20 protein-coding genes are annotated in these 26,712 nt (G+C 69.0%); 5 read left to right on the forward strand and 15 right to left on the reverse strand.

The genetic code is table 11. From position 1 onward, the window contains the following. Window positions 1-3: 3 nt before the first annotated feature. The 13 genes from CP976_RS13120 to CP976_RS13180 all read right to left on the reverse strand — a co-directional run bounded on the left by CP976_RS13120 (window position 4) and on the right by CP976_RS13180 (window position 13,296). Complete coding sequence (locus CP976_RS13120; protein ID WP_150480523.1) at window positions 4-786, reverse strand: hypothetical protein; 783 nt, start codon at window positions 784-786, stop codon at window positions 4-6. 48 nt (window positions 787-834) lie between these two features. Beyond that, the gene (locus CP976_RS13125; protein WP_150480524.1) at window positions 835-1,323 is read right to left on the reverse strand and encodes a hypothetical protein; all 489 of its coding nucleotides are present in this window, start codon (window positions 1,321-1,323) and stop codon (window positions 835-837) included. Continuing rightward, window positions 1,320-2,597 (reverse strand): MCE family protein, encoded by a 1,278-nt coding sequence (locus CP976_RS13130; protein ID WP_150480525.1) that lies wholly within the window; start codon window positions 2,595-2,597, stop codon window positions 1,320-1,322. The genes CP976_RS13125 and CP976_RS13130 overlap by 4 nt, the downstream gene beginning before the upstream one ends. Then, window positions 2,594-3,928: an MCE family protein gene (locus CP976_RS13135; RefSeq protein WP_150480526.1), complete on the reverse strand. Its 1,335-nt coding sequence runs from the start codon at window positions 3,926-3,928 to the stop codon at window positions 2,594-2,596. The genes CP976_RS13130 and CP976_RS13135 overlap by 4 nt, the downstream gene beginning before the upstream one ends. Further along, complete coding sequence (locus CP976_RS13140) at window positions 3,925-5,049, reverse strand: MCE family protein (RefSeq protein WP_150480527.1); 1,125 nt, start codon at window positions 5,047-5,049, stop codon at window positions 3,925-3,927. Before CP976_RS13140 ends, CP976_RS13135 begins: the two co-directional genes overlap by 4 nt. Beyond that, window positions 5,046-6,113: an MCE family protein gene (locus CP976_RS13145; RefSeq protein WP_229875249.1), complete on the reverse strand. Its 1,068-nt coding sequence runs from the start codon at window positions 6,111-6,113 to the stop codon at window positions 5,046-5,048. Before CP976_RS13145 ends, CP976_RS13140 begins: the two co-directional genes overlap by 4 nt. Further along, the gene (locus tag CP976_RS13150; protein ID WP_150480528.1) at window positions 6,110-7,147 is read right to left on the reverse strand and encodes an MCE family protein; all 1,038 of its coding nucleotides are present in this window, start codon (window positions 7,145-7,147) and stop codon (window positions 6,110-6,112) included. The genes CP976_RS13145 and CP976_RS13150 overlap by 4 nt, the downstream gene beginning before the upstream one ends. Next, window positions 7,144-8,385, reverse strand: a complete 1,242-nt coding sequence (locus CP976_RS13155; protein ID WP_150480529.1) for an MCE family protein — start codon at window positions 8,383-8,385, stop codon at window positions 7,144-7,146. Before CP976_RS13155 ends, CP976_RS13150 begins: the two co-directional genes overlap by 4 nt. 8 nt (window positions 8,386-8,393) lie before the next feature. After that, entirely contained in the window at window positions 8,394-9,209 is an 816-nt protein-coding gene (locus CP976_RS13160; RefSeq protein WP_150480530.1) for an MlaE family ABC transporter permease, read from the reverse strand. A gap of 3 nt (window positions 9,210-9,212) precedes the next feature. Continuing rightward, on the reverse strand, window positions 9,213-9,983 hold the full coding sequence (locus CP976_RS13165; protein ID WP_010036858.1) for an MlaE family ABC transporter permease: 771 nt from the start codon (window positions 9,981-9,983) through the stop codon (window positions 9,213-9,215). Then, window positions 9,980-10,912, reverse strand: coding sequence for an ABC transporter ATP-binding protein (locus tag CP976_RS13170; protein ID WP_150480531.1), 933 nt, complete (start codon window positions 10,910-10,912; stop codon window positions 9,980-9,982). Before CP976_RS13170 ends, CP976_RS13165 begins: the two co-directional genes overlap by 4 nt. Window positions 10,913-11,063: 151 nt before the next feature. Next, window positions 11,064-12,158: an RNA polymerase sigma factor gene (locus tag CP976_RS13175; protein WP_150480532.1), complete on the reverse strand. Its 1,095-nt coding sequence runs from the start codon at window positions 12,156-12,158 to the stop codon at window positions 11,064-11,066. Window positions 12,159-12,267: 109 nt separating this feature from the next. Further along, entirely contained in the window at window positions 12,268-13,296 is a 1,029-nt protein-coding gene (locus tag CP976_RS13180) for a lytic murein transglycosylase (protein WP_244403663.1), read from the reverse strand. A gap of 607 nt (window positions 13,297-13,903) precedes the next feature. Here CP976_RS13180 and CP976_RS13185 point away from each other — a divergent pair. From CP976_RS13185 to CP976_RS13205, 5 genes are all read left to right on the forward strand, one after another. After that, window positions 13,904-15,178 (forward strand): serine/threonine-protein kinase, encoded by a 1,275-nt coding sequence (locus CP976_RS13185; protein WP_150480533.1) that lies wholly within the window; start codon window positions 13,904-13,906, stop codon window positions 15,176-15,178. A gap of 210 nt (window positions 15,179-15,388) precedes the next feature. Continuing rightward, the gene (locus CP976_RS13190; RefSeq protein ID WP_150480534.1) at window positions 15,389-18,322 is read left to right on the forward strand and encodes a DEAD/DEAH box helicase; all 2,934 of its coding nucleotides are present in this window, start codon (window positions 15,389-15,391) and stop codon (window positions 18,320-18,322) included. A gap of 78 nt (window positions 18,323-18,400) precedes the next feature. Further along, window positions 18,401-23,701: a class I SAM-dependent DNA methyltransferase gene (locus CP976_RS13195; protein WP_244403664.1), complete on the forward strand. Its 5,301-nt coding sequence runs from the start codon at window positions 18,401-18,403 to the stop codon at window positions 23,699-23,701. A gap of 9 nt (window positions 23,702-23,710) precedes the next feature. Continuing rightward, window positions 23,711-24,943 carry an AAA family ATPase gene (locus tag CP976_RS13200; protein WP_150480535.1) on the forward strand — a complete coding sequence of 411 codons (1,233 nt, stop codon included), beginning with the start codon at window positions 23,711-23,713 and terminating at the stop codon, window positions 24,941-24,943. 38 nt (window positions 24,944-24,981) lie between these two features. Continuing rightward, entirely contained in the window at window positions 24,982-25,620 is a 639-nt protein-coding gene (locus tag CP976_RS13205; RefSeq protein ID WP_150480536.1) for a hypothetical protein, read from the forward strand. Between the two features lie 25 nt (window positions 25,621-25,645). Here the strand turns inward: CP976_RS13205 and CP976_RS13210 are convergent, their stop codons facing one another. Both CP976_RS13210 and CP976_RS13215 read right to left on the reverse strand, forming a co-directional pair. Continuing rightward, the gene (locus tag CP976_RS13210; RefSeq protein WP_150480537.1) at window positions 25,646-25,846 is read right to left on the reverse strand and encodes a DUF397 domain-containing protein; all 201 of its coding nucleotides are present in this window, start codon (window positions 25,844-25,846) and stop codon (window positions 25,646-25,648) included. Further along, the gene (locus CP976_RS13215; RefSeq protein WP_150485327.1) at window positions 25,843-26,682 is read right to left on the reverse strand and encodes a helix-turn-helix domain-containing protein; all 840 of its coding nucleotides are present in this window, start codon (window positions 26,680-26,682) and stop codon (window positions 25,843-25,845) included. The genes CP976_RS13210 and CP976_RS13215 overlap by 4 nt, the downstream gene beginning before the upstream one ends. Window positions 26,683-26,712 lie beyond the last annotated feature (30 nt).

A 26,712-nucleotide genomic window follows, 5' to 3' on the forward strand; every position in this document is an offset into this window, starting at 1 on the left:
CCGTCACAGGGCGTCCACCGCGCTCACCTTCCACCCGTCCCCCGTGCGGTCCATCGTCATCCGCACCCGGTTCTGGTCCACACGGGCACCCGAGACCTGGGTGCTCTCGGTGACCTGGTTGACGAAGAGCAGGACCACGACCTTGTCGGGGGAGGCCGAGACGACGGAGGCGGCCGGGGTGCCGCCGGAGCCGGGGGCGGCGACCGTGGCCTTCACCACGCCGTGGTACTTCTCGGCCGTCGGGGCGACCACGGTCTTCGTGGTCTTGCCGTACTCGTCGCGGAAGTCGCCGGTCAGGTGGGCGCGGGCCCTGGAGAAGTCCTTGTCCAGGCGGCGGTAGTCGTACGACAGGACGACCGGTGCCGCCTTTCGCGCGGCTGCGAGCGCCTCGGTCCGGGCCGTCTCCGTGAGGCGGCCGTCGCGGTACTGCCACCCCAGGGCGGCGAGCGCGACCAGGCCCACGACGAGCAGGACGGCCAGGAGCAAGGTGAGCGGCCTCCGACGGCCTGCGGGGCCGGGCTCGCCCCGCTCCTGTGGCGCGTCCTCCTCGAACGACTCCGGCGACGGCTCCGGCGGGTCGTCCCAGCCGTCCCTCGGGGCGTCGACGAGGACGGTGCGTCCGGCGCGTGGCCGCTCGGCCCGGCGCGGGGACTCCTCGTCGCCGGCCGTCGCCGCGCCCGCTTCACGGTGGCCGCGCTCCGCGCGCTTCGCCGCCGCGCGGGCCGCCGCCGTCATGGTGCGGCGGGTGCCCGGAGCGGGGGCGCGGCCGGTGGTCGTCTTCGGCATGGTGGTACTCCTCGTCGGTGCTTGTCGGTCGGCGGATCGGCCCGTGGATCAGCCGACGAACTCGACGTCGGACGTCAGCCAGCGGCCGTCCTTGTGCACGAGGTCGAGCTGGAGCCGGTACGTGCGCGCCTCCCCCTCGGGCGCGGCGGTGTTGCTCACCTTGCTGTCGGCGACCACCAGTACCCGGGCCGAGTCCTCGTCGGAGCGGACGATGCCCGCTTCCAGAACCTGGCCCTCCGACACGGACTTGTTCTGGGCCACCAGCTTCGTCAACTGGTCCGTCTGCGCGGTGAACTGCTTCTTGAACTCGCCGGTCGCGCCCGCCAGTACGTTCGCGCTGTCGCGGTCGTAGTGCCGGTAGTCGAGGGAGGTGAAGTTCAGCGCCGACTGGCGGGCCGCGGCCAGGATGCCCTGGCGTCGCTGGTCCGCCTCGCGCTGCTGGTAGAGGCCGAAGGCCAGCCAGAGCGTCAGTGCCGTGGTGCTGACGGTCGCCGCGACGAGTCCCGCCGTCAGCACTCCGGGTCGCACCGGCCTCATGCCACGGGGCCAACGAGCAGCCATTGCCACGACTCCTTTCCGAACACGGCCTGCTGGCCGCCCGTCGAGCCGATCTCGACGTTCCTTCCGTCCGGGCCGGTGGTGGTACCGGTCTCCGGGTCGTACGGGGTGACGTACGTCGCCTGGTTCGCGCCGCCGCCGGGGGCCGACGCCCCCGGGGCGTTCTGCGCGCCCCGTACCGACGACTGGCTGCCGCGCGGGAGCGTGCAGCGGGCGCCGGTGTTCGCCTCGCGTGTGCTGGTGTCCGCGGGGTCTCGGCGTGCCGTGCCGTACCCCTGGGTGCAGGCCGGCGGGTCGTCGGCGTTCAGGACCAGGCCGAAGTGGGTGGTGCCGTCGCCCGGGACGACCGTGTAGCTGCCCGCGACCATCAGCGGGAAGGTGACCAGGGCCTGCTCGACGCCGGGCAGGCGGGCCAGCGTGACCTGGCCGCCGCTGATCAGGTTGGCCAGCAGGACCGACAGCTGCGGCCCGGTCGACTTCAGCAGCGAGTTCAGCTCCTGCCCCGCCGGCCGCGCGTTGCCGATCAGCTTGCGCAGGTCACCGTCGCTGGCCTTCAACTGGGCCGAGAGCGCCGCCAGATCACGCGCGAACGACTTGATCGACGAGCCCTGGTCGGCCTGTGTCTTGAGGACCTTGCGTGAGTCCTCGATCAGGGCGATCGTCTCCGGCAGCGCCTCGGACGCCGACTCGACCAGGGTGTTGCCCGAGTCCACCAGGCGGCTCAGCTTCGGGCCGGTACCGGCGAACGCCTTGCCCAACTCGTCGACCGTGACGCCCAGGTCGTCCTTGCCGACCGAGTTCACCAGGCGGTCCAGGCTGAGGACCATGTCCGTCGTCGACAGCGGCACCCGCGTGCTCTCGCGCGGGATCGTGCTGCCGTTCAGCAGGTACGGGCCGCGGGAGGTGCGGGGCTGGAGGTCGACGTACTGCTCGCCCACCGCCGAACGGTTCGCCACCACGGCCAGCGTGTCCGCCGGGATGCGCGGCGCCCCGTCCTTGATGTCGAGCGTGACCGAGACGCCGTCCGGGCCGGTCAGACGCAGTGCGCCGACCTTGCCCACCGGCACCCCGCGATACGTGACCTCGGCGCCGGGGAAGACGCCTCCGGAGTCGGCGAAGTCGGCCTTCACGGTGTAGCCGCGGTCCAGGACCTCGTCCACCAGGCCCGTGTACTCGGCGCCGACGTACGACACCCCCACGGCGGTGAGGGCGGCGAAGGCGATCAGTTGCGCCTTGACCGTACGGGTGATCACGGCTGGACCCCCTTCAGCATCAGCTCGGCGAGTTCGAGGTCGATCCCCTCGGGCCAGTCGCCCCGGGTGCGGTGGCCGCCGGAGCCATAGCCGGCGGAGCCGTATCCGCCGGAGCCGTAGTCGGCGGTGCAGACCGGCGGGCACAGCGGGTCGTCGCCGCCCGAGGGGGCCGACGGGCGCGACGGCACGCTCGGACCGCTCGGCAGCGCGGTGGGCTTCGGCACGTCCGGCAGATCCGGTGCGTCCGGGAGATCCGGTACGTCCGGCAGGTCCGGGGCCTCGGGAAGCTCCGGTATCCGCGTGTCCCCGCCCTTCCCGCCGCCCGGTTCGTCCGTCAGGTTGCCGTAGATCCCGGGCAGGTCGAGGTCCGCCGTGATGTGCAGGTTGACGTAGTCGCCCTTGATGGCGTCCACCACGTTGCGCGGGAACGGGTATGTCGTCAGCAGCTCAAGGGAGTTGGGCAGGTCGCTGCCCGCCTTGTTCAGCTGTCGCAGGATCGGCCGCAGCCGCTTGAGGTTGGCGACCGTGTCGTCGTGCGAGGCGTTGACCACCTCGGTGCCGGTCCTGCCCAGCTTGGACAGGGCGGTGAGCATCCTCGTCAGGTCGCGGCGCTGGTCGGCCAGGACCTTCAGGGCGGGCGGCATCGCGTCGACGGCGTCGGCGATCGTCCTCTTCTCCTTGCCCAGCCGTTTGGCCAGCCGGTCCACGGCCTTCAGCGCGCGGACGATGTCCCGGCGCTGGTCGTCCAGGCCGCCGATGAAGGTGTCGAGCTCCTTGAGCAGGGACCTGACCCGGTTCTCCCGGCCTTCCAGGGCCTTGTTCAGCTCCGTGGTGATCGTCTTGAGCTGGGCCACGCCGCCGCCGTTGAGCAGCGCGGACAGCGCGGACAGCACCTCCTCGACCTCCGGGTTGCGGCCGCTGCGGGACAAAGGGATCACGTCACCGTCGCGGAGCCGGCCGACCGGCGTGCCTTCCGGCGGCTCGGCCAGCGCCACGTACTTCTCGCCGAGCATGCTGGTCTGCCGTAGCCCGGCCACGGCGTTGGCGGGCAGCTTCACCGAGTCGGCGACCCGGAGGCGGACCCTCGCGTGCCAGCCCTCCAGCTCCACCTTCTCCACCGCGCCCACGGTGACGTTGTCGACCTTGACCGCCGACTGCGGCACCAGGTCCAGGACGTCGCGGAACTCGACGGTGACGTGGTAGGCGTTGCCATCGGCGGCGGCTCCGCCGGGGAGCGGGACGTCGTACCAGCCGTTGAACTCGCAGCCGGACAGCAGCAGCGTCCCGACGGCCGCCCACGCGACCGCCCCGCCCTTGCGCAGTGGCCTCATGCGCGTGCCCCCAGGATTCCGCCGAGGGTGCGGTCGACCGTGCCGGTGGCCGCGGTGCCCTCGGGTACTTCGGGCACTTCGGGCAGGGAGTCGAAGAGGTCCCTCAGGTCCTTGCAGTCGGTCTTCTCCCCGGTCGTCTTCAGGATCGAGCACAGCAGGGACGCCGGATCCTGCGGATGGTCGGGGTTGTTGCGGGTGTCGAGGGTGCCGGCGGAGGGGTTGTAGGCGTTGTTCAGGTTCGACATGCCCGTCGGCGCGACCTCCAGCAGCTCCTCCAGCGCCGCACGTTGGGTGACGAGCACCTTGGTCACCTTGCTCAGGCCCTCCACGTTCGAGGTCAGGGACTTCTTGTTCTTCTTCACGAAGGCGGACACGTCACCGAGGGCCGTGCCGAGGTGTTTCAGCGCCGCCGCCAGGTCCTTGCGCTCGCCCGCGAGCTGCTCGGCGACCTTGGCGAGACTGCTGTTGAACGACCGCACGCTCTTGTCGTCCGCCGCCAGCGCCGCCGTGAACACCTGGAGGTTGCGGACCGTGCCGAACAGGTCCGTGCGGCCGTCGGAGAGAGTCGTGACCGCCTCCGAGAGGTCCCCGACCATCCGGTGGAGGTTCTTCCCCTGGCCGTCGAGGTTGTCGGCGCTGACGCCGAGCAGCCGTGACAGGGCGCCGTCCTTGTTGGCGCCCTCGGGGCCGAGCGCCTCGGCCGTGGTGTGCAGGCTGTCGAAGACGCGGTCCAGTTCGACCGGCACGGCCGTACGCGACTCGGGGATCTCGTCCCCGTCCCGCAGCACCGGACCGCTCCGGTACACCGGCAGCAGCTGCACGTAACGGTCGCTGACCACCGAGGAGTTGATGATCGCCGCCTGTGCGTCCGCCGGGACCTTGCGGTCCGCGTCGTACTCCAGCTCCACCCGCACCCGGCCGCCCTCCGGCGTGATCTTCTTGACCTCGCCGATCCGCACGCCCAGCACACGCACGTCCGAGCCGGGATAGATGCCGACGGTGCGGGGGAAGTACGCCGTGACGCGGGCCGGCTCGGTCCGCGGCCACAGGACGTAGGTGAGCGCGGCGACCAGGGCCAGGGCGGTCAGCAGGGCCGCGTGCTTCTTCCGACGGTTCCTCACCGCTCTCCTCCCGTTCGCGGGACCACCGGGGCGGCGACCAGGTTCTGGACGTAGGAGTCGAACCAGCGCCCGTTGCCGAGGGTGTTGGTGAAGACCCGTACGTAGGGGGCCAGGAGCTTGATGCTCCGCTCCAGGCCGGCTTGGTTCCGTTCGAGCATCGTCACCACGCGGTTCAGGCCCTTGAGCGCGGGCCCGATCTCCTTCTCGTTGTCCTGGACCAGGCCGGAGAGCTGGATGCCGAGCGCGGCGGAGGTCTTCAGCAGCTTGTGGATCGCCGCACGCCGCTTGCTGATCTCCCTGAACAGCTTGTCGCCGTCCTCGACCATGGCGGTGAAGTCGCCCGACCTTTCGGCGAGTACGCCCGTCACGCCGTTCGCGTGGTCGAGGAGCTCCCCGAGGGCCTTGTCGCGCGAGGCCACCGTCCGGGAGATCTTCGACAGGCCCTTGATGGACGCCCGTACCTCCTCCGGTGAGTCCTCGAAGGTGGTGGAGATGGTGTCCAGGGCCTTGGCCAGCTGTTCGGTGTCGACCTTCTCCGTCGTGGTGGTGAGATCGCTGAACGCCTGCACGACGTCGTACGCGGGCACGGTCCGCTCCAGCGGGATCTCGCTGCCGGGCTCCAGCCGGCCCCGCCCCTCGGGGTGCAGGGCGAGGTACTTCGCGCCGAGGATCGTCTTGACCCGGATCGACGCGCCGGTCCGGGTGCCGAACGCCGGCTCGTCCTTGATCTTGAAGGTGACCTTGACGTGGTCGCCGTCCAGGTCGACCTCCTCGACCTTGCCGACCTTGACCCCGGCGATCCGCACCTCGTCGCCCGGCTTGAGACCGCCCGCCTCCGCGAAGGCGGCGCTGTAGGTCTCGCCGTCGCCGATCACCGGCAGGCGGTCGGCGTTGAACGCGGCCACGGTCAGCAGCGCGAGGACGGTGAGTCCGACGGCGCCGATGACGATGGGGTTGCGCTCGCGGAAGGGGCCGAGACGGGGGCGCCGGAGCCGTATCTTCGGCAGCTTCGGCGGCTCGATGCGCACCTTGACCAGCGGCTCCGGGCGGCGCTTGCGGCTCATGCCCCACACCTCGCCCTCGCCACGTGCATCTCGGGGGTGAGCACCTGCTTCGTCTTCGGCAGCACGATGCGGCCGTCGAAGTCGCACAGGTAGAAGTTGAACCACGAGCCGTAGGACGCCGTCCCCGTCAGCTCGTTGAGCTTGTTCGGCAGCCTCTTCAGCACGCCCTCCACGGTCTTCTCGTTGTCGTTCAGCGTCCCGGTGAGGTCGGTCAGTTCCGCGATGTCGTCCTTCAGCGGCGGACGCGCGTCCTTGAGCAGGCCCGAGGTGGCCTCCGTCAGATCGCCGATGCTCACCAGCGACTCCCCGATGGGCTTGCGGTCGGCGGACAGGCCCGAGATGACCCGGCGCAGTTGCCTGAGCAGTCCGGAGAAGCGGGCGCCGCGCTTGTCGAGCGTCTTCAGCACGGTGTTGAGGTTGTCGATCACGGAGCCGATCAGCTTGTCGCGGCCGGCCAGCGTCGTGGTGAGCGACGCCGTGTGCGTCAGCAGGCTGTTGACGGTGCCGCCCTCGCCCTGGAGAGTTTTGATGATCTCGGTGGCGAGCTGGTTGACGTCCTTCGGGCTGAGCGCGGCGAACAGCGGCTTGAAGCCGTTCAGCAGCGCGTTCAGGTCGAGGGCGGGCTGGGTGCGCGCGAGCGGGATCGTGCCGCCGGGGCGCAGCCGGGTGCCGTCGCCGGCGCCCTCGGTCAGCGCGACGTACCGCTGCCCGACCAGGTTGCGGTAGCGGATGACGGCGCCCGTGCTGGTGAGCAGCGGCCGGTCCCGGCTGACCGTGAAGGTGACCTCGGCCAGCGTCCGGTCCTTGATCCGGATGCCCGCGACCTCGCCGACCCGCACACCGGCCACCCGGATGTCGTCGCCCTCCTCCAGGCCGGTGACGTCGCTGAAGACCGCGCGGTACTCGTGCTCGGGGGTGAAGGAGATGTTCACGATGGTGGCGGCGAGCAGGGCCGTCGCCACCACCGTCACCAGCGCGAAGAGACTGAACTTGATGAGCGGCGCGGCGGTCTGCCGGGCTCCTGCAGTGCTCATGCGACGCTCACCGCCGTCCCGCGCGCCATCGGCCCGAACAGCAGCGTCGCGACCGGCGGCACCTCGTCCGCGGGCACGCCCAGCACCGGGGCCACGAGCGAGCCGACGGCCCGCTGCTCGGCCCGGGTGGCGGAGACGCCGAGCGGACCGCCCGAGGACGGACTCGCCTTCTTGGAACCGTCGTCGAGGTGGGCGCCGGGCGCCGGCACCGGAGGGTTCGGCAGATCACGGCAGTTCGGGCCCGACCGCTCGCCGTAGCGCGGTTCCTCACCCGGTTCGTACGCACCCTGCGGCCGTACGACCTCCAGCGTGATGTGCATCTTTCCGCCCCGGAACGCCTCCTCGGACGCCTTCTCCTGCCGGACCAGGCCGGCCAGCAGACAGGGGTACTGGGGGGAATAGCGGGCGAACAGCTCCAGCGTGGGGCGGGAGACCCGGCCGAGGGTGATCAGCCGGTCGCCGTTGGCGTCGAGGAAGTCCTCGGCGGTGCCCGCGACGGTGGCCGTGGTCGTCAGCGCCGCGGCCAGCCGGTCCTTCTCCTCGACGATCGTGCGGCTGGTGGTGACGGTGTTGCGCAGGATCTCCATCAGGTCGGGCGCCGCGTCGCCGTAGACCTCGGCGACGTCGGCGAAGCGTGCGATGTCCTCTTTCAGGGACGGCAGGTGCGGATTGAGGCGGCGCAGGTAGGCCTCCACTCGCGTGAGGTTGTCGCCGATCCGGTCGCCGCGGCCGTCGAGGGCGGTGGCGAACGCGGAGAGCGTGGCGTTGAGCTTGCCGGGCTGCACGGTCCGCAGCAGCGGCAGCAGGTCGTTCATCAGCTGCTGGACCTCGATGCCGACGCGGGTGCGGTCCTGGGTGATGACGTCACCGGCGCGGATGGGCCGGCCCGATGAGCCGCGCGGTGCGACCAGGTCGACGTACTTCTCGCCGAACAGCGTCTTGGGCAGCAGGCGCGCGTGCACGTCGGACGGGATCTGGGCGACGTGCTCCGGCTTCAGCGCGATGTCGAGCGTCGCCTTCGTCCCGTCGGCCCGCACCTCGCGCACCTCGCCGACCAGCAGCCCGCGCAGCTTGACGTCGGCCCGCGGATCGAGCTGGTTGCCGAGGCTGTCGGCCTCCAGCGTGATCCGCACGACCGGCGTGAACGCCTGCCGGTAGACGGCGACGGACAGGGACAGCAGCAGCGCGAGCACGGCGATGAAGACGACGCCGTACAACCGCAGTCTCAGCACCCTCATACGGCGGCTCACCCCGCGATCCGTACGGTCGTGCTGGCGCCCCAGATCGCCAGCGACAGGAAGAAGTCCAGGACGTTGATCGCCACGATCGAGGTCCGCACCGCACGGCCCACCGCGACACCGACGCCCGCCGGGCCGCCGCTCGCGTAGTAGCCGTAGAAGCAGTGCACCAGGATGATCAGGACGGCGAAGACCAGCACCTTCCCGAAGGACCACAGCACGTCCACCGGGGGCAGGTACTGCTGGAAGTAGTGGTCGTAGGTGCCTGTGGACTGCCCGTAGTACCCGGTGGTGATGGTGCGGGCGGCCAGGTACGAGGACAGCAGGCCGATCACGTACAGCGGGACGACGGCCACGAACCCGGCGATCATCCGCGTCGTCACGAGGAACGGCAGCGAGGGCACGCCCATGACCTCCAGCGCGTCGGTCTCCTCGCTGATCCGCATCGCGCCGAGCTGGGCGGTGAACCCGGCGCCGACGGTCGCGGAGAGCGCGAGCCCGGCCACCAGCGGGGCGATCTCACGGGTGTTGAAGTACGCCGAGAGGAACGCCACGAAGTTGGAGGTGCCGAGCTGGTTGAGCGCGGCGTAGCCCTGCAACCCCACTTCCGTGCCGGTGAAGAACGACAGGAAGGCGATCACGCCGACCGTGCCGCCCACGACGGCGAGCGCGCCCCGGCCGAAGCTCACCTCGGCCAGCAGCCGCAGGATCTCCTTCTTGTAGCGGCGCAGGGTGCGCCCCGTCCACGCCAGCGAACGGCCGTAGAACGAGAGTTGAGTGCCCAGCGCCTCTAGGGACTTCAGCGGGCGGTCGATGAGTCTCATCGGCTAACCCCTCTGGGGGACGACCTGGAAGTACACCGCGGTCATCACGAAGTTGGTCACGAACAGCAACATGAAGGTGATCACCACCGACTGGTTCACCGCGTCGCCCACACCCTTGGGTCCGCCCTTCGCGGTCAGTCCCTTGTAGGAGGCGACGATCCCGGCGATCGCGCCGAACACCAGCGCCTTGACCTCGGCCGCCCACAGGTCGGAGAGCTGGGCGAGGGTGGTGAAGGAGGCCAGGTAGGCGCCCGGGGTGCCGTTCTGGAGAACGACGTTGAAGAAGTAGCCGCCCGCCACGCCCACCACCGAGACCAGGCCGTTGAGCAGCACCGCCACCAGCATCGACGCCAGCACGCGGGGGACGACCAGCCGGTGGATGGGGTCGATGCCCAGCACCTGCATCGCGTCGATCTCGTCGCGGATCTTCCGCGCCCCGAGGTCGGCGCAGATCGCCGTGCCGCCGGCGCCCGCGATCAGCAGCGCGGTGACGATCGGCGAGGCCTCGCGCAGCACGGCGAGGACGGAGGCGGCGCCGGAGAAGGACTGGGCGCCGAGCTGCCGGGTCAGACTGCCGATCTGCAGCGCGATCACCGCTCCGAAGGGGATCGACACCAGGGCCGTCGGCAGGATGGTGACGCTCGCGACGAACCACGTCTGCTGGATGAACTCCCGCGCCTGGAAGGGCCGTCGGGGAATCGTCCGGACGACGTCCAGCGCCATCGCGAAGAGGCTGCCCGAGTGCCGCAGCGCTCCCACCGGTGACAGGCTCACGCGCCGGCCACCTCCTTCTGGAGCAGCGCCGCCTCGCGCCGGGCGATGGCCTCCCAGCGGGGTGGCCGGGCGATGCCCGGCCCCGGCAGCAGGCGTGGAGCCGGCGGCTCGCGAACGCGCGCGCTGTCGTCGATCTGCGCGAGCTCCTGCTCGACCTGCGCCGCGTCCTTCTCCTCCGCCATGCCGATCGGGCCCTGCATCCGGCCGTTCAGGAACTGCCGTACGACGGGTTCGTCGCTGGCCAGCAGCTCTTCACGCGGCCCGAACATCACCAGCTCGCGGCGGAACAGCAGCCCGATGTTGTCCGGCACCTGGCGCGCCGAGGCGATGTCGTGCGTGACGATCAGGAAGGTCGCGTCGATCTGGGCGTTGAGGTCGACGATGAGCTGGTTGAGGTAGGCCACGCGGACCGGGTCGAGGCCCGAGTCGGGTTCGTCGAAGAGGATGATCTCCGGGTCGAGGACGAGGGCCCGGGCCAGCCCGGCGCGCTTGCGCATCCCGCCGGAGATCTCGCCGGGCAGCTTCCCCTCCGCGCCGATCAGACCGACCATGTCCATCTTCTCCAGCACGATGCGCCGGATGTCGCTCTCGGACTTACGGGTGTGCTCGCGCAGCGGGAAGGCGATGTTGTCGTACAGGTTCATGGAGCCGAACAGCGCCCCGTCCTGGAACAGCACGCCGAAGAGCTTGCGCACCTCGTACAGGTCGTGCTCGCGGAGCTTGGTGATGTCCCGGCCCTGGATCGTGATGGAGCCGCGCTCCGGCTTGAGCAGGCCGACGAGCGTCTTGAGGAACACCGACTTGCCCGTGCCGGAGGGGCCGAGCATGACCGAGACCTCCCCGGCGGGCAGCGTCAGCGAGACGTCCTGCCAGATGACCTGGTGACCGAAGGACTTGGTCAGCCCTTCCACACAGATCTCGACACCCATCCGGTCCACCCTTCAGCCCGTGGAGCAGTTCCAGCAGCTCTGACATCTGCTCTACGGGGAGGGGCGGGGCGTCCGTCGCTCGAGTGGCGGATTTTTTTCGGGCGGGTTTCCGAGCGGGTTCCGGGCGGGCTTCCGGGCGGGCTTCCGGGCGCTACGGAAGCGGGCTCGGCGTGGGCACGGAGAGCGAGGCGGACGGTACGGCGGGAGCCTCCGGAGCTTCCGGGACCGCAGGGACCGCTGTGCCGGTCGGCGCGGCGGTGGGCTCCACCGGCAAGTCGGGGATGTCGGGCACCTGCGGGACCTCCGGCGCGGACAGTGCGGGCAGCGGCGACACTGGGGGCACCTCAGGAACGTCCGGAATGTCCGGGACCTCCGGCAGTGGCGGCACCGACGGCACCGACAGCGGAAGGAACGATTCGCCCACGGAAGACTCGGCCGCTCCGGGCTCGGCTGCCGCAGCCGTGGGCCCATTCCCCCGAGGCGTACGCTCCCCTCCACCGCTGTCCGGCCGGACCGCCTCGGCACCCGGAGAGGCAACGGCGGGCCGAGGCGGCCTACCACCCCCGCCCCCGTCTCCGCTGCCGTCGAGGGCGTACGGCAGCACGAACCCCGCCACCGCAAGGGACGCCGCCGTCGAGGCGACCGCCACGGCCTGGGCCCTGCCGACTCCGCGCGGCCGTCCCCACCCGATCAGGAACAGCGCGAACCCGAGCGTGGCGGCCAGCGACTGCCGCAGGGTCCGCCGGGCGCGGGCCAGCAGCGACTCGACGGTCCGGTAGCTCAGCCCCATCCGGACGGCGACCTGGCCGACGTCCAGGTCCTCCGACTTCAGCCGCAGCGCCTCGGCCTGCCGCGCGGGCAGCTCACCACTGCGCACCGCCAGCCACTTCGCCTCGGCCCGGTCGCACACCGCCTCCTCGACGGGCACCGGGCCGGGGGCGATGAGTGTCGGGCTGGTCCGCACCTCGGCCTCGCGGTTCACCTGCCGGTAGCGGTCGACGCACAGCCGCATCGTCACCGTCGTCAGCCAGGCCGCGAGCCGCTCCTCGTCCAGGTCGGGACGCTCAGCGGCGCGCAGCATCGCCTCATGCACCGCGTCCTCGGCGTCCTCCGGGCTCATCGACCTGCGCCGGGCCACCTTGAGGAGGTGCTCGCGGTGGCTCCACATACGCCGCCACCGCTCGTCGGCCGCGGTCACCTCCGCAGGTGTCTCTGCGGGCATGTCCGCAGGCATGTCCGTCGCCATGAGGGCCCCTTCGCGCTCGCCCACCGGTCTCGTGCTGTCCGGCGGTGGGCGACATTACCGCCCAGTATCGGCGGTTGTGGAGGGGGAGACGGTCATCGAGTCCGCGCTGTTACTGGTGAGCGGGGCACCGCTGGGCAGCAGGTCGGGGGCAGGGAGCTCCAAGTCCGGGTCGGGGCGGGGAGTCGTGGCTCGTCCGGCTTCTCGGGGTCGGGGGCGGGGCGGGTTCTGGCCGGGCCGGGGAGGCAGGGGTCGCCGGACTGCGGGACGGCGGGGCACTCGGCCGGGCGGAGGGTGTCGGCGAGGCCTGCTTCGGCTTCGAGGGGGACCGCGACGGCTCGGGGCGTGGGGAGGAGGTCCCGGGGACGGGCCCGGCGGATCCGTCCGGCACCACCCGGTGCCCTTCCAGGAAGTACGTGTACCAGGCCCTGACCGTGCGCAGATAGGCCGCCGAGTGGTTGTAGCCGAGGATCGCGCGGTCCAGCTGGGCGGGAACGGACAGGTCCCGGCCACCGGCACACAGATACCGTCCGGCGGCGAGTGCCGCGTCGAAGACGTTGTTCGGATCCGTGCGCCCGTCGCCGTTGCCGTCCGCGCCCCAGCGGGCCCAGGTCGACGGGATGAACTGCATCGGCCCGACCGCGCGGTCGTACGCCGTGTCCCCGTCGTGGGCGCCGCCGTCGGTGTCCCGGATCAGCGCGAAGGCCACGCCGTCCAGCCGCGGCCCGAGGATCGGCGCCAAGGTCGTACCATCCGACGCCACCCTGCCGCCCCGCGCCTGCCCCGACTCCACCTGCCCGATCGCCGCCAGCAGCTGCCAGCGCAGCCTGCAGCCGGGTGCCTCACGCGCGAGCCGGTCCTCGGCCCGCCGGTAGGCGGCGAACACAGTCGCCGGCAGCGCACCACCCACCTCGACCGCGTTTCTACCGCCCGCGCGCTTCCCGGCCCGCAGCGGCGGAAGCTCGGTCCGGTACGGCGCGTCGCCGGACACGCTCGGCCCGTCCTCGACGGATGCCTGACCGGCCGCCGGTGCGGAGGCCCGCGCCGACACCGCCCCCGGCGCCTGCGACGCGGTGAGCGCCGCCATCGCCATCACTGCGGCGGCCGTACCTCTGACGCGTCTGCCCCTGTTCCCTGCCACGTCCCGCTCCCCTCCCTGCGAGCTTTCTGTCGTCTGCTCTACGGGGGAGGGGGGGTGGGTCCGTCGCGGGTTTTGCGCACGCTGCGGGCGGAGCCGGTACGGCGCGGAGTGGGAGCGGCAGACGAGTCGGGCTGTACGCCGGGGAGAGTCTTCGCAGGCTATGACCTGCACAAACATGCCACGCGATCACTCCTACAGCTCCTTTGACGGCTATGTGAGCGCAGGTGCGCTCGCTCCCTCGTTGAAAGTCGCGCGCCCCGTGGCGAGGAACCGCGGCCGACAACATCCAGGCCCCTCGGCTCTGAGGCGGTCTCCACAGATCGCCTGCCGCGCCCTGTCGGTACGGGGGGAGAACAGCCAGCTTCGTCCCTGTGGAAGCAGGCGTTCCAAGCCCGCTCACCCTGGTCAGCCCTCTTTGACCGGTGCATACGGCCTTCGACTTGAAGCGATGTCCATCGAGTGCACGCTTTCTTGCGCTGCGGGCAAGGCACCCATAGGCGTGGTGGTGCGGAGTTGCGCACGCGGCGGACCGCGTCAGCCGGATCGGCTAGCTTGTTGCTGAACCTCTTCTGCAGCCCCGCCCGGCGAGCCCGACCAAAGGACAGACGTGCAGACGACGCCGCTCAGCCCCGAAGATCCGGCACAGATCGGCACCTTCGAGCTGTTGGGCCGGATCGGCCACGGCGGCATGGGACAGGTGTACCTGGGCGAGTCTCCAGGCGGTGAGCCGGCCGCAGTGAAGATCATCAAACCGTCGGTCGTCGATTCGACCACCCGACTGCGTTTCGCGCAGGAGATCGAGATCCTGAAGACGGTCTGGGGCGCGCGGATCGCGCAGCTCCTCGACGCGGACGCGGAGGCGGAGCAGCCCTGGCTGGCGACCGAGTACGTGGAGGGACCTGACCTCGGCAAGCATGTGGTGACGCACGGCCCGCTGCCCGCGCTCCTTGTCCTGTCGCTCGGCGCCACTCTCGCCGAGGGTCTGGGTTATGTGCACAAGCAGGGACTGCTGCACCGGGATCTGAAGCCCGCGAACATCCTGCTCGGCCCGAACGGTCCCAAGATCATCGACTTCGGCCTCGCGGTCTTCGCCGAGTCGAGCGCCTCCCTCACCGCCGCCAACACCGTCGTAGGAACCCCGTCCTGCATGCCGCCCGAGCAGGCCAACGGTGTGAAGCCGCTGACGAGCGCCGTCGACGTGTACGCACTCGGTACGGTTCTGCTGTTCGCCGCGACTGGCCACCTGCCGTACCACGCGAACAACATCCACGTGCTGTTCCACATGGTGACCGATCCTGCGACCGCCCCCGATCTGACCGGGGCGCCGCCCGAGCTGGTCCCCCTCCTGACGGCCATGCTGTCCCACAACGCTCAGGACCGGCCCACGATCACCGAGGTCGTCCAGCAGTGCCGTGGCCTGGTCGAAGCTCAGGGCCTGAAGCTCGCTCAGGCACGTAGGCGTCTCACCACCTACACGGCGGCGCCACCCCAGGACTTCCCGACGCTGCTGCCGGTGCCGGTGCCGGAAAGCGCTACGCCTCCGGCCGTCCCCGTTGCATCCGATCCGGCAACCACGCAGCTCCATGACGCACTGCCGACCGCACCCGGGGTAGCGGAGGAACCCGCTCCGGATACCCGGCCGACCATGCGCCTGGCCGCGCCACAGCAGGCAGCGCAGGCCGAGCCGCCCCCTCGACCGGCGCCTGCGGTCCCGGTGCCTCAGGACACAGAGGATCAGCAGAGCGCTCAGAACGCACAGGACATGCCACGGCGGCCCCGCCGCACCGGTCGGACCCCGGCCCGTTCCCTGCGCCATTCCGCCCAGGCCCGCCGCACCGCCCAGCAGCTGCGCGAGACCTACGCGGCGCTCGCCGCGTTCTGAGCCACATCCCGCGCACCGCTCCAGGTGCCTCCCCCGGCACACCCCCCGCCGCGCACCATTGACCTGCGGGTCTGCCCCGGTGAGGGTGGTTCACGCGCTTTGCCGCCCATACGGCACAGTGGAGCGGTACAACAGCGTGAGCGGCAGGTCTGCCCGAGCCGGGCGGCGACCGCGACAACAGCACAGCACGACGGACACGGGAGGCAGCGGGTGACCGCCCAGCAGAGCAGCACCGCACCGGTCGGCCCTCGCCCCGAGGAGGAGGACCAGTTTCCGGCAGGCGCGCAGGTCTTCGTGCGCGACGAGGTGTGGCTCGTGCGGAACTCCGTACGCACCGAGCACGACGGGGCCAAAGTCGATGTCGTAGGCGTGTCCGACTTCGTACGGGACCAGGAGGCCGTGTTCTTCACCGGCCTGGACACGATCGAGCTGATCGACCCCCGCCGTACGAAACTGGTCCGGGACGAGTCGTCGACCTTCCGCCGCTCCCGTCTCTTCCTGGAGGCGGTCCTCCGCAAGACCGCGCTGCCGCAGTCCGAGCGCCGGCTGGCCCTCGCCGACTCGTTCCTCCTCGACTCCCTCCCCTACCAGCGTCGCCCCGCAGAGCTGGCCCTGTCGGGCCGCAACCTGCGCCCACGGCTGCTGATCGCCGACGTGGTCGGTCTGGGCAAGACCCTGGAGATCGGTCTGACGCTGGCCGAGCTGATCCGGCGGGGGCGTGGCGAGCGGATCCTGGTGGTCACCCCACAGCATGTCCTTGAGCAGTTCCAGCACGAGCTGTGGACCCGGTTCGCGATCCCTCTCGTGCGGCTGGACTCGGTCGGCATCGAGCGGATCCAGCGGGAGATCCCGGCGGGCCGCAACCCGTTCACTTACTTCAAGCGGGTCATCGTCTCGATCGATACCCTGAAGAACACTGACCAGTACAAGCACCACCTGGAGCGGATCAACTGGGACGCGGTCGTCATCGACGAGTCCCACAACCTGATCAACCGCGGCTCCCTACGCAACCAGCTCGCGCAGATCCTCGCTCCGCGCACGGACGCCCTGATCCTGGCCTCCGCGACCCCGCACAACGGTGACGCGAAGTCGTTCGCGGAGCTGATCAGCCTCCTCGACCCGGCGGCGATCCGCGATCCGGAGCACTACCGCGCCGAGGACATCGAGCACCTCTTCATCCGCCGTACGAAGATCAGCCCTGAGGTCCGCGAGCAGATGAAGGGCCAGTGGGCGGACCGGGGCCCCTCCCAGTCGGTACGGTGCGCGGCCACCCCCGCCGAGGAGAAGATCTTCGAGGAACTGGCGGCAGTGTGGCTGCCCGGCGAGAACGGCACGTCGGTAAGCGGCGTTCCCCTCTTCCCGTACACGCTGCTGAAGTCGTTCCTGTCCTCGCACGCCGCTCTGAAGGCGACGGTGGCCGCGCGCATCAAGACGCTGGAGAAGAAGGACGACCCGACGGCGACCCGCGCCGAACTCGACGCGCTGCGCACGCTCCAGGAGCTGGTGGCGCCGATGACCGAGGCGGACTCGGCGAAGTTCTCGGCGCTGGTCGAGCAGCTGAAGGCGATCGGTGTCGGCCCGAAGTCGGACGCGCGGATGGTGGTCTTCTCCGAGCGGGTGCAGACCCTGGAGTGGCTGCGTACGGTGCTCCCGGCGGCGCTCGGTTTCCGGGGCCGGGCGGCCGAGGAGTCGACGCGGGTGATGCACGGCGGCCTTTCGGACGAGCAGCAGATGCAGTGCGTGGAGGACTTCGGCCTGGCGGACGCGCCCGTGCGCATCCTGCTGACCGGCGACGTGGCGTCCGAGGGCGTCAACCTGCACCGCCAGTGCCACCAGCTGATCCACTACGACGTGCCGTGGTCGCTGATCCGCATCGAGCAGCGCAACGGCCGTATCGACCGGTACGGGCAGGCGCACCAGCCGCAGTTCCGCGCGCTGATCCTCACCAGTGAGGTGGAGGGTGCGAAGGACGACACGGTAGTGGCGGAGCGGCTGCTGGACCGTGAGGACCAGGCGCACCGGGCGCTGGGCACGGCCGAGGCGGTGACGGGCCTGTACCGGGCGGAGGCCGAGGAGAAGTCCCTCATCCAGGATCTGCTACGCGGCCGTACGGTGGACGAGTCACTGGACGCGCACCGGGCGGAGGCCGAGGCGGACGCGGCCATGGACGACTTCCTCGCGGACTTCTTCGGTTCGGTGGGTGACGCCGAACCAAGCGCGGGGGACGGCGATCCGCAGGACGCCGAAGGAAACGGTGCCGACGCGGCGACACCGGGCGGGGCGGGGACAGGAGCTGGCAACGCGGTGGTGCCGCGCCTGTTCACGTCGACCGCCGAGTTCCTCGACGAGGCACTGCGCGAGGTGTTCCCCGACGCGACCACCAGCCTGGATCTGCACCGGGACACCGAGTCGGGCCTGCTGTCCTTCCGCCCGCCCACCGACCTGGTACACCGTCTCAAGGCGCTCCCGCTGGACTACGTACGCGAACAGCGCCTGCGGGAGCGGCTGTTGGTGACCTTCAACCGCCGGCTCGCCGAGCACTCCCTGAAGCGGGCCCGCGAGTCGTCCACGTCCAGCTGGCCGGAGATCTCCCTGCTCACGGATCTACATCCGGTGGTGGAGTGGCTGACGGACAAGGTCCTGGTACGCCTGGGCCGCCAGGAGGCCCTGATCATCACGGCGGACGTGCCCGAGCCCACCTATCTCATCCAGGGCGTCTACTCCAACGCGTTGGGCCGTCCGACCGTCGTCAAGTGGATGGGCGTGACGCGGGGCGGCACGGTCGAGGACGACATGGTGGGTCTGCTGCGCCGCTCCGGGGTCGGACCGACCATGGCCAACCCGATGCGCCACGGCGAACCGGTGACCGCGCTGGAGGCCGGCATCCCCGACGCGCTGGCCGCTGCCGAACGGTTCCTCGACCAACACCGTGACGCCTGGGACGAGCCGCTGCGCAAGCCGATCGACGACTACAAGGCACGCCTGGGCGACTGGGAGCAGCCCACCCTGGCCGGCGAGCGGACGAAGAAGTCGCTCGCCTCGCTCGCGGACTCGCTGCTGACCACCGGCCGCCCGCTGATGCGGGTCCTCGCCGTCCTGGTCCCCGATCCGGAAGCGCCCTCGCATCCGCCGTCCACGGCCTGAGCCCCGCGCCGCCCACCCACGGCCCGGCCCTCGCCCGCCAGACTTCCCGACCTGTGATTCCCTGAGAAGAGACCGGACATGACGTACGACTCCCTGGTCAACCGAGGAGACTACTTCTCGGCGCACTACCTCGCCGAAGTGCTGCCCAAGGACCTCAAGTCGGGACTACTGGCCACCTGGAAGCAGCGCGAGGACGAGGCGAAGGCGGAGGCCGAGCGGGCGGCCACGGCGGGAGCCGACGCGACGTCCGAAGCGGCACCGGGGGAACCGGACGCCGACGCCCTGCCGGTCACCCCGCGCGCGGGCCTGCGTGAGCTGCGCCGCCGCTACTTCCGGGCCCGTTCCTCCTTCGCCCTGCCCGAGGACGAGGACGGTACGGCCGCCGCCCAGGACACCGAGGACGACTCGGCGACGTACGACTCCCCCGCCTGGTGCGAGCGGGTCCGCGCCCTGAACGCAGAGGTGCTGCGCGCGCTCGGATACGACGCCAAGCCGCGCACGATGACGGTCACGCGCGCCGACCAGCCGTACGAGGTGCGGGTGGCGCACGCCGAGAAGGGCCTGGTCGCGGTCGACTGCGGCTGGGCCGCCGAACCGGACGCCGCCCTCGACCCGGAGGGCCCCGGCCGCCTCCTGGAGCCGGTACCGCTGGACGGCCGGAACACCGTACCGACGGGCTCGAAGCTCGCCTCGTTCCTCTTCGCCTGCGAGGACGCGCCCCGCTACGTGCTGCTGCTGGTCGGCGGGGTCGTCGTCCTCGCGGACCGGATGGTGTGGGGCGAGGGACGCTACCTCGCGGTCTCCCTGGACGCGGCCCTGCAACGCAACGACACCAAGGCGGGCGGCGAACTCGACACGATCGCCGCCCTGTTCGGCGCGGACTCGCTGCGCACCCCGGAGGAGGGCGGCGAGAACCCTCTCTCCGAACTCGTCGACAAGTCCACCAAGCACGCGGTGGGCGTCTCCAGCGAGCTGCGCGACGGTCTGCGCCAGAGCGTCGAGCTGATCGCGAGCGAGGTCCTGGCCCGGCTGCGCGAGCAGGGCGTACGCCCAGAGGACATCGGCGAACTGTCCGACCTCGGCAAGCAGTTGACTCGCGAGTCGCTCCGCTACCTCTACCGCATTCTGTTCCTGCTCTACGCGGAGGCCCGCCCCGAGCTGGGCATCCTGCCCGCCGACTATCCCGAGTACCAGCAGGGCTACGGCCTCGGCCGCCTCGGCGAACTGATCGCCGAACGCGACCTCGTCGACGAGAAGTCCCGGCAGGGCACATACCTGTACGAGTCCCTGGACCTGCTCTTCCGCAAGGTGCAGGAAGGCTACCGCTCCCGCCGGACGCACGGCGTCGCAGCCTTGGAGACGGACGGCGTAGAGACGGACGCCAAAACCAGCGAGGACGTGGGCCTGCGCTTCGAGCCGCTGCACTCCAAGCTGTTCGAGCCGGAGTCGATCCGGCTGATCGGCCTGGGCGCGATCCAGCACCCCCACGACGGGTACGACGAGGACGACGCCGAGGCCGGCCCTGAGAGCTCAGGCCGCCTCCTGGACACCCGCCTGCGAAACGCCACCCTCTACAAGGTGCTGCGCCTGCTGATGATCACCCGCGGCAAGAAGGGCGAACGCGGCGGCTTCATCTCGTACGCCCAGCTCGGCATCAACCAGCTCGGGGCCGTGTACGAGGGCCTGATGTCGTACAACGGCTTCATCGCGGCCGACAACGAGGATCTGTACGAGGTCGCGAAGGGCGGAGATCCGAAGGACGGTTCCTGGCTGATCCCGAAGTCGAAGATCGACGACTATCCGAGCAACGTGTTCGTGTACCGCCGCGACGAGGAGACCGGCGAGGACGTCCGCGTCACCTATGAACCCGGCTCGTTCGTCTACCGCCTCTCCGGCCGCGACCGCCAGACCTCCGCCTCGTACTACACCCCCGAGTCCCTCACCAAGGTCACGGTCCAACTGGCCCTCCAGCACCGCCTGGACCAGGACGGTACGACGACCGAGGCGCGCGAGCTGCTCGACTGGAAGATCTGCGAGCCGGCGCTCGGCTCGGGCGCGTTCCTCAACGAGGCCATCAACCAGGTCGCGGCGGAGTACCTGCGCCGCCGCCAGGAGGAGTTGGGCACGCCGATCGACACGGAGAAGTACGCGATCGAGCTCCAGAAGACCAAGGCATACATCGCCCTGCACAACTCCTACGGCGTCGACCTCAACGAGACGGCCGTGGAGCTGGCAGAGGTATCTCTGTGGCTCAACACCATGCACCCCGGCATGGAGGCCCCGTGGTTCGGCCTCCACCTGCGGCGCGGCAACTCGCTGATCGGCGGCCGACGTGAGGTGTATCCGCCGGAGAAGCTGAAGAAGGCGGCCTGGCTGGGGACCACGCCCGAGCGTTTCCCCCTCACGGAGGCGGCGAACGGCCTCCCGGTGACGGTGACCGAGCGCACGACCCGGAGCGGATCGGTGCAGCGCGTCACCGAGAACGCCGTCCACCACTTCCTCCTCCCCGCGAAGGAGTGGGGCGCGGTCGCGGCCGAGAAGGAGGCGAAGGCGCTCTCCCCGGAGGCGGCGCGCACGCTGGGCAACTGGCGCAAGATGATCACGCGCACGCCAACCGCCAAGCAGTCGGAACGCCTTCAGGCCCTGGCCCGACGGGTCGAGTTCCTGTGGGAGCTGGTCGTACGGCGCCTGGAGATCTCCGAGCGGGACATTTCACGCCGGATCGACGTGTGGGGCACGGAGGACGGCTGGCTGCGGTCACCGGAGGTCGCGGTGCAGCGGGAGAAGGTCGTCGCCGACCTGACGGCGCCGAACACTCCGTACTGGCGGCTGAAGACGCTGATGGACGCGTGGTGCGCGTTGTGGTTCTGGCCGGTGCAGGAGGCTGGGCTGCTGGACGGAACGGCGGCGGTGTACCAGCGGGGGGCTGAGGAGCTTCCTTCGGGCGCTGTGGCGCAGGGTCTGCGGGCGGCGGACGAGTCTGGCGTGCTGATGTCCTGGGAGACGACCGACCTCTTCGGCGAAGTGACGGGGGCCGGTGAGCTGACGGCGGCCTCGGTGGAGCGACGGCGTACGGGGCGCCGCAAGGAGGCCATCGGGGGTGCGCGCAAGCGGGCGGTGGTTCCGCTGGCGGGGCTGGACGACTGGCTGGAGTTCGCCGAGGCGTTGATCGGCACGGAGGATGTGCCAGCGGACTCGCTGGTGGCGGAGTTCGGGTCGCTGGCGGAACTGGAGCCGTATGAGGATGCGTTGCCGGACCTGATGGGGATGGAGCATTTCCAGCAGTTGGAGCTGCGGTTCCCTTGGGCGTCGGTGGCGGGGGATGTGGCCAAGGCTCAGGGATTCTTCCACTGGGAGCTGGACTTTGCGCACGTGTTTGCTGCGGGTGGCTATGACTTGCAAGTGGGGAATCCACCGTGGGTGCGGCCTACATGGCAAGAGGATTCCGTGCTCGCAGAAACCGACCCTTGGTTCATGCTAACCGATAAAGCGAGTACATCGGATCGCAATTCGAGGAAGAGTGAGGCCCTCGAAGACCGCGAAGCGAACTTCTTCTTCCTAAATGAACTGACTCAAACCACCGGAACAGTCGACATTCTCGCCAACGCAGCCACTTACCCCTTGCTTACCGGGACCCAGCCCGATCTCTATCGAGCTTTCATGTGCCGCGTATGGGATAATACGAACTCCAAAGGTTCAGCCGGGCTAATCCATCCAGATACACATTTCGGTGGCATCCGAGAGGGAAAACTAAGGCGTGCTTGCTACAGCAGACTTCGCACCCATATTCACTTTTCGAATCTCACAGCCCTCTTCCCTGAGATTCGAGTAACGAGACAATATGGGGTACATATCTATGGAAATCCACACACTCCCTCATTCACACACGCCAGCTGGATTTTTGACACTTCTTCACTACTCAACTCCTTCAAGCATGACGGAAGCGGCCCTCCACCCGGTATGAGACACCGCGGAAAGTGGGACACTCGCGCACACAAAGACCGCCTTATCCACGTCGACTTGAAGCAGCTGGCGACATGGCAGAGGCTACTTAATGCCGAGAGCTCAGACGTAACTGAGACTCCCCTCCTTTACCCGATCTCCCGTACGGAGCAAGGAGCTATAGATCGTCTTTCGCAGGCCCTGAGGCTGATTTCACATAAACCGCACATCTCGTCCGGATATCACGAATCAGGAGCCAAGGAGGCAGGCTTCATAAAGCGCGGCTTTGCAACCAATCTTGCTTGGCAGGACGTAATTCTGCGAGGGCCGCACTTCTCTGTTGCGACCCCTTTCTCGAAGCAGGCTCCCGACATGGGAAGATCGGGAGAGTTCCTCAACTTGAACCAGCTTCCCACCTCAGCTACTCCCGCCACGGACTATCAGCGCGCATGTTCCGCAAGTGAGTACCAGGGCGCCCAAGACCTCTGGGATGGACAGCCCTACACAAATTTCTTCCGACTCGCCTGGCGACGTATGATCCCCTTCGATACGGAGCGCAGTCTATTTTCCGCACTCATTCCCCCAGGTCCTACGCACGTGCACACTGTCCACTCAATGGCGCTACCCTCTAACCAACTCACAGCATTGAATGCAGGGTTCTGGGCGTCTCTCCCTCTCGACTACCTACTTCGCATCACCGGCCGCGCAGATCTGCAAGGCGGTGAGGCAAATAAAATGCCTGCACCAACTTGCACACACCCCCTAGCTAACCCTGTTCTCTTGCGGTCTCTTCGCCTAAATTGCCTGACCGATGCGTATGCTCCTCTATGGCAAGAGTTGTTTCATGCCACCTGGCCTGGATACGAAGAGTGGGCTTACAAATGGCCCTGCTTGACACCACTTGCCGGGACCCTGACAGCTGTCTGGAATCACAGGACGCCCCTCCGTTCCGAATACGAGCGGCGAGCAGCACTCGTAGAGTTGGATGCGCTAGTCTCTGTCTGGCTCGGCATTACCGCCGACCAGCTTGTGGCCATCTACAAGTCGCGCTACCCCGTTTTGCGCGACTACGAAGCCGAGATGTATTTCGACGCCAAGGGCCGGAAGATCGCACGCAACCACAACACCTACGGTCACAACCAAACTAAGGAGGCCTATCCCGCCCTCCTCGCCTACCTTCAATCCCCCGAAACCGCCCCCCTCCCGATGGATACGAGCCCCCCTTCTACAAGGCCGACCGTGAGGCCGAGATGCGAGGTGCTCACGCGAACTTCCAGGCGCGGCTGGATGCCGAGATTGCGGCAGGGCGGTGGACTCCGCCCGAGCCTGTGGACAGTGGGCTCCGCGTCCAGGCGGCGCGTGAGGTGCCAGTGGATGGCTGACCCTCAGCGGCGTGTGCCGACGCCACAACTGATTCCGTTCCAAGCCTCCCGATAGGTTCCGTCCATGCCAGGACAGTTGCTCGAACTACACGTGGAGAACTTCCGCAGTCTGCGGGATGTGACGATCCCGTTAGGTCCGCTGACGGTTCTCGTCGGTGCGAACGGTGTCGGCAAGTCGAATGTCCTCAAGGTCTTCGACCTGCTCGCCGACATCATCCGAACCGACCTCGAACCCGCCCTCGAAACCCGCGGCGGGTTCGACGAAGTCGCGTTCTGGGGCGGGCCCAAGCCACCATCGACGCTACGGGTTCGACTCAAGGGGACCTGGACGATCCACTCCAGTGCTAACGCTCCCGACGAGTACGACCTCAAGGTCCGGCGCTACTCGGCCCCCAGCAACAGGGACCACGGCCGCTACCGGCTCACCCGCAGTGAGAGCTTCCAGTTCAAGCGGACCAAGGGACGCGGCCGTCGCATCACCGTGTCGGGAGCGCGGGCCACAGTCGTCGATACGCGGCCCAGTACCAAGCTTGAGGACAGCAGCGAGTTCGGCATCCAGCGGCTCAGTAGCGGTCTGTCCACTCTGCCCCGCCTTGCAAGTGCCGAGGGCGGCACCGAGGTGGCGATGATGGCGGACCGGCTCTCGTCATTCCGTGTTTTCGACGTGGATGTGGACGCGGCGCGTCTGCCGTCTCGCCTCGATCACCGCTATTACGGCGACCTGTCGTCCAGTGCCGACAACCTTGCCGCTTTCCTGAACTTCCTCAACGAAGACTCCGCCCTCTGGGGACGACTCCTCGACGACGCTCGTTCCGTGCTTCCACAGCTCGAGGACATCCAGTTCGCGGCGGTCGGTGGTCGTGCCGCTCAAGTGGCTGTCCAACTGGTGGAACGCGGCCTGCGCCGGCCCACTCCTCTGGCCGACGCCTCCTACGGAACCGTGCGACTCCTCGGCCTCCTGGCTCTGCTCTACGATCCCGCGCCCCCTGCACTCACCTGTATCGAAGAGATCGACCACGGCCTGCACCCCCAGGCCCTGAACCTGATCGTCGATCGACTGCGCGAGGCCAGTGCCCTCACGCAGTTCATCGTCGCCACGCACTCCCCCGCGCTCACCGACCGGCTTGAGCCCGAGGAGATCGTGATCTGTGAGCGCGACGACGAGGGCGCCTCGCTCATCCCTGCGATCACCACCGACGAGGTGCGTGCGATCGTCGAGGAGAGTGGCGACCTGCCGCTCGGCGAACTCTGGTTCTCCGGCGTCATCGGGGGCGACCTCACTGGCGACGAGCTGTGACGGCCAGGAACAGACGGCCGCAGGAGCGCGGCGTCATCGTGCTTGCCGGCGAGGACTCCAACGACTGCCGGATCGTCGCCGAGATCATCAAGCAGCACCACCCGGACCTCAGCAACGCCCGGCTCGTCGAGATCAGCGACAAGACCCGGCTCAAGACGGCCACCGGTCCCGAACTCGCCGCCCGCATCCGCACGATCATCGGCAAGGCGAAGGGTCGCGCTCTCCGGGCGAAGGGCCCGCTGGTCGGCCTGGTGATCCACGAGGACCTGGACGGCTACACGGACGCCGATTACGCCCGTATCCGTGCGAACGTCGCCAGGGCCCTGTCACGTGAGAGTCCCTGCAACTCGGCGTTGGCGCTTGCGGCTTGGGAATCGGAAGCTTGGCTCTTACTCTTCCCGGACGCCTTCCCGGCCGTCCGACCCAGCTGGAAGGTTCCCGCCCAGCTCCGAGGCCGCGACACCGGAACCCTCATGAGCCCCAAGGAAGAGCTCAAGCGCAGGCTTGGTTCCCCTGCCTTCCGGGAGAGTGACGGGCCCAAGGTCGCCGAGCAGGCCCAGTCGCTTGGCCTACTGGCCTCGGGCCCGACCGGTACCAACCGCTCCTACAAGGACTTCGTCCACGAACTCGGCCAGTGGTCCGCAGCCTCCGTCCCGAGTCCCCGCCGCCGCAGATGAGCGGTTCACGGCTTAGTCATGCAGCTCAGCTCGTGTACCCGACGAACATCGCCCAGGCATCCTTGCCAACAGTCAGTCCAGGGCGGGCAGTGTCCTTGGAGTCCCGCACATGGATCGTTTGCGGGGAGGCGGCCACCTCGACGCAATCACCGCCCTCAGCCCCGCTGTAACTGCTCTTGAACCAGGTCAGGGACGAGTCCGCCGTGTTCTTGGTTCGGGGCGTCATGGTTCTCCCAACAACTTCTCGATGTAGGACAACGACTCACGGGGAGCGAGTGCTTGCGCTCGGATAATCCCATAGCGCGCCGACAGCACGCGCACCTCTTCTCGGTCGGTGACCAGCGTGCTTCGTCCTTGGGTCTCCAAATAGCCCACCTGCTCCCCGCCCTTCCGCATGTAGAGCGTGAAGCCTCCGTCAACGCCTGCATTGTCCTCTCGGTCCAACGGCATGATCTGGACCTCGACGTTGCGCTGCTGACCGATGAGAAGGATCTGCTCCAGCTGTCCCCGCTTGACATCTGGACCGCCGAGTCCGCGCAATAGCACGGATTCTTCCATCACGAAGCTGAACAGCGGCCTGTCGACTCTCGCGAAGACCTCTTGTCGTGCCAGCCGAGCTGCCACTCGCTGCTCGATGATCTCTTCAGTCAGGAGCGGCCTCCGCATCCGCAGTAGGGCTCGCGTGTACTCCTCGGTCTGCAAGAGCCCTTTGACGACGTGCGTGTCGTAAGCGTGCAGCTCAACCGCCTCCGCCTCCAACCGAGCCGCATCCCGAAAGAACGCCGGGTACTGCGCCCGCGCGACCTCCTCCTTCATCTCCTTCAAGACCCCGCCCGCGTCCAGCACCTCGTCCGCCACGTCGATGAACCGAGGCGGCGGTACCCTCCTCCCCTGCTCGAACGCCGCGATCGTGGACGCCGAGTACCCGGTACGCGACCCGAACTCGGCGCGCTCCAGCCCCGCCCGCAGCCGGAACCGTTTCAGCTGCCGTCCGAAGACTCGGAGGATGCCCGACCCCGGTTCTGGCGACGCCGAAGCCTCCGTCTCGCCGTCCGAGTCCATGCCCGCAGCCCCGGTTCCGTCCGGCTCCCG

It is taken from the genome of Streptomyces coeruleorubidus, from assembly GCF_008705135.1.
Taxonomy (GTDB): Bacteria; Actinomycetota; Actinomycetes; order Streptomycetales; family Streptomycetaceae; genus Streptomyces; species Streptomyces coeruleofuscus.

Coding starts and splice junctions, on each gene's coding strand:
- CP976_RS13120 (WP_150480523.1), bottom strand. CDS start 786: ATGCCGAAGACGACCACCGGCCGCGCCCCCGCTCCGGGCACCCGCCGC.
- CP976_RS13125 (WP_150480524.1), bottom strand. CDS start 1,323: ATGAGGCCGGTGCGACCCGGAGTGCTGACGGCGGGACTCGTCGCGGCG.
- CP976_RS13135 (WP_150480526.1), bottom strand. CDS start 3,928: ATGAGGCCACTGCGCAAGGGCGGGGCGGTCGCGTGGGCGGCCGTCGGG.
- CP976_RS13145 (WP_229875249.1), bottom strand. CDS start 6,113: ATGAGCCGCAAGCGCCGCCCGGAGCCGCTGGTCAAGGTGCGCATCGAG.
- CP976_RS13150 (WP_150480528.1), bottom strand. CDS start 7,147: ATGAGCACTGCAGGAGCCCGGCAGACCGCCGCGCCGCTCATCAAGTTC.
- CP976_RS13155 (WP_150480529.1), bottom strand. CDS start 8,385: ATGAGGGTGCTGAGACTGCGGTTGTACGGCGTCGTCTTCATCGCCGTG.
- CP976_RS13160 (WP_150480530.1), bottom strand. CDS start 9,209: ATGAGACTCATCGACCGCCCGCTGAAGTCCCTAGAGGCGCTGGGCACT.
- CP976_RS13170 (WP_150480531.1), bottom strand. CDS start 10,912: ATGGGTGTCGAGATCTGTGTGGAAGGGCTGACCAAGTCCTTCGGTCAC.
- CP976_RS13175 (WP_150480532.1), bottom strand. CDS start 12,158: ATGGCGACGGACATGCCTGCGGACATGCCCGCAGAGACACCTGCGGAG.
- CP976_RS13195 (WP_244403664.1), top strand. CDS start 18,401: ATGACGTACGACTCCCTGGTCAACCGAGGAGACTACTTCTCGGCGCAC.
- CP976_RS13200 (WP_150480535.1), top strand. CDS start 23,711: ATGCCAGGACAGTTGCTCGAACTACACGTGGAGAACTTCCGCAGTCTG.
- CP976_RS13210 (WP_150480537.1), bottom strand. CDS start 25,846: ATGACGCCCCGAACCAAGAACACGGCGGACTCGTCCCTGACCTGGTTC.
- CP976_RS13215 (WP_150485327.1), bottom strand. CDS start 26,682: ATGGACTCGGACGGCGAGACGGAGGCTTCGGCGTCGCCAGAACCGGGG.